Origin of the sequence: Bartonella rattaustraliani AUST/NH4, assembly GCF_000312565.1 — a bacterium.
In the GTDB taxonomy this organism is placed as follows: domain Bacteria; phylum Pseudomonadota; class Alphaproteobacteria; order Rhizobiales; family Rhizobiaceae; genus Bartonella; species Bartonella rattaustraliani.
This window is the reverse complement of sequence record NZ_CALW02000103.1, coordinates 1-2705: the sequence shown is the minus strand read 5'-3', so window position 1 is coordinate 2705 and position 2705 is coordinate 1. Positions and strand designations below refer to the sequence as shown.

The 2705-nt window shown below is 36.2% G+C and carries 4 protein-coding genes and 2 pseudogenes; 1 reads left to right on the top strand and 5 read right to left on the bottom strand.

Translation table 11 applies throughout. The features are described from left to right. From BN67_RS11125 to BN67_RS11105, 5 genes and pseudogenes are all read right to left on the bottom strand, one after another. A pseudogene (locus BN67_RS11125) lies at positions 1 to 501 on the bottom strand (DUF1376 domain-containing protein); the annotation flags it as partial. Between the two features lie 5 nt (positions 502 to 506). Next, entirely contained in the window at positions 507 to 860 is a 354-nt protein-coding gene (locus BN67_RS11120) for a DUF1376 domain-containing protein (RefSeq protein ID WP_019224145.1), read from the bottom strand. Next, positions 850 to 1325: pseudogene (locus BN67_RS13100) on the bottom strand (crossover junction endodeoxyribonuclease RuvC). Before BN67_RS13100 ends, BN67_RS11120 begins: the two are co-directional and overlap by 11 nt. Further along, positions 1318 to 1692, bottom strand: a complete 375-nt coding sequence (locus BN67_RS11110) for a dATP/dGTP diphosphohydrolase domain-containing protein (protein ID WP_019224144.1) — start codon at positions 1690 to 1692, stop codon at positions 1318 to 1320. Before BN67_RS11110 ends, BN67_RS13100 begins: the two are co-directional and overlap by 8 nt. Next, a complete protein-coding gene (locus BN67_RS11105) occupies positions 1689 to 2021 on the bottom strand; it encodes a hypothetical protein (protein ID WP_019224143.1) in 333 nt (110 codons plus the stop codon). The genes BN67_RS11110 and BN67_RS11105 overlap by 4 nt, the downstream gene beginning before the upstream one ends. 112 nt (positions 2022 to 2133) lie before the next feature. On the opposite strand from BN67_RS11105, the gene BN67_RS11100 reads away from it, so the two are divergent. Further along, complete coding sequence (locus BN67_RS11100) at positions 2134 to 2460, top strand: helix-turn-helix domain-containing protein (protein WP_019224142.1); 327 nt, start codon at positions 2134 to 2136, stop codon at positions 2458 to 2460. Positions 2461 to 2705 lie beyond the last annotated feature (245 nt).

Genomic DNA, 2705 nt, shown 5'->3' with positions numbered 1-2705 from the left:
AAAACTCTCATCAATTTCTTTTTTTGCTAATACGATAGTATTAGTTTTTTTATTATATATGTGGTTGTGATTGGCATCATTTAGCATTGCTTTAGCATCATGCTTAGAGCTTTTAGCATCATGCTTAGCATCATACTCATTGTTATCTTGAGACTTGTCCCATCTTGCCTTTGCTGCCTTCTGCGCTCTTTCTGAAAACTTGTTTAAATTTTCATTTGAGTTATTGAGTTCCTCTTCAACTTGTAAACTCCACAAACGTCCATCTTCCAAACAAATGATCTTCTTATCACGTAATAAAAACTCTAATGCTTTATTAAATAACTTTTTTGAGCAGCCTGCGCTATGCGCTAATTTGTCTTGATCATAAAAAATGGGTTCTCCATTTTTACGCATGTGCCATTTCAATGTAACGTATGTCGCTATTTGAAATGCTTTCATACCATTAGTTTCTGCAAGACAATCTGACGGAAAGCTGCGAACCCAAACCAACTTATTTGACATAATCTTTACCCCCCCATGTTTTCATGCAAGGTAAGATTGTCTAAATCTTCATCAAAGCAGTCGAGATCTTCTTCAATACTATTTAGCTCTTTCGCAACCTCTGGATCCCATAAGTTACCATCTTCTAAAACTATGATGTAGCCCGCATCTATTAAAAAATCTAATGCTTTCTCAAATCTTTTTACTGAATAACCAGTGTAACGAGATAAAATCTTAAGATTGTTTAAAAGAGGCTCTCCAGTATGCAACATTTTCAATCGCAATAGCACATAGATACTACATTCAATTCCAGGTAAATTAACAAGTTTAACTATCCACTGGTCTGCAAAAAGCCTCGTCCATTGTAACTTATTTACCATTATCTTTTCCCTTTCCCTTAATTATTAAATGTAAAATTGATAAAGCGTCTGCTTCGTTATCATCTTTCGGTGCATACCTTTGGAACGCATTGCACTCATCATCTCTTCTTTCGAGGCATTCCCCTTCCCCGTCGTCGCTTTCTTTATTGTACAAACGGGGATACCTTCATAAGGAATTTGGTGGTGTTCACACCACGACGTTAATGTCGCTAGCAAGCCACCATATATATGAGCAGCGTCGGTACCTAAATGACGCCTCACTTCTTCAAAATAAACTTCATCAATGCCCCCTGCTGTCGACTTCATTTCTGAAAGCCATTGCTTAAAGCGTAAAAAACGCATGCCACCGCCTTCAAAACGACGGGGTTGAAAATGAATGGTACCACTAATGATATGCCCATCCCCACCGCGTATCGCCCACCCAGTCTTTGTTCCTAAGTCCAAACAAAGGATTACATTACTCATATTGATATGCTCTCTTATTTGGTCTATCATCATAACCAATTTGTTTTGCTTCGAATTCCATAAGGAAAAGAATACAGCAGGCAGCATGGGCTAGGTGTGAACAACCACTTTCGCTGTCTTTATCCTCGCCATCAAACCATGATAACAAATGACGCAAGGCAGCACCGTGAAAACGACTCCAAGGCGTGCCTTTACGCCAGTTGTTTGCTCCATACTTCTTTGCTCCAAATTCGAGAACGCGACCTATTTCCATCAATTGTGACGGAGGTATAAGATCAACACGAGGCTTGCCATCATCATTTTTATGCGCTTGTTTATACGCTTCCATTATAAGCTCATGATGAAACGCGAATGGTTTCATCATCATCTCCTTAAGACTGCTAAAGTCTCGCCGGTGTAATCAACACCGCTGCTCTTGCAAATTTTTGTAATTGGGGGGCGTTGCTCTTGCATTAATAACTGCAAGCGATCAGGATAAAAAAAATCATCTGGACGTAAATCTATGTTATGCTCACGTGCATAGTTTAAAAGAATAACTTGATATTTAGCTGGTATAATGCCCCCTTTCCCCTCACGCTTTTCAAAAGGATAAGCCCATTTATAAATAGCAGACACATGACATCGAGAAATCAACGACACACGTTTTGCACCGCCTAAATACTTTATAATCGTAGCTGCTGAATTTTTGATATTCATCTTATTTCTCTATTTATCAAATGGGCATGTATTCGATTATAGAAAAATTGTCAATATTTTTTCTAAAATAGAAATGTTGATATTTTTTTAAACAAAAGGAATATTAATAAGTATGGATATTCAAAAAGAAATAAAAGTTTGGGCAAATGAAAGACTTAAAACAATGGGTCATGGGTCCCGAACTGAACTCGCTAAACATATGGGACTTCACACATCTGTTGTATCTAAGATGCTTTCTGTTGATGATGATAAAGAAAGTAGAAACATATCCGCTGATGAACTCGTTAGATTAACTTCATTTTTTAAAGCTCTCCCCCCTCATTTTATACCCGATAATTGTGATGATTACTTTTTGAAACTGTATTCTTCAGCAAAGCCAGAACATAGAAAAGCTGTCATTTCTTTTCTACAATCTTTGCAAGAAGCAGATGAAAAATAACCACCCGTTTTTGCTCATTTGTAAATGATGAAAATATTTTAAAAGCTTTTTTAGACTGCTTCATACAGAATTTTCTCCACATTGAAATGAAAATTAAACTACTTTTTTGTGTAGACTATTTATCTATCACTAAAATTTTTTTTCTATTTTAGAAAAATTGTATTGATTTATTCTAAAATCGAAAATATATTCGCTCCATACCTTATAAAATTAATAGTTTTCCATAGATTTTATGGACGCCGTTA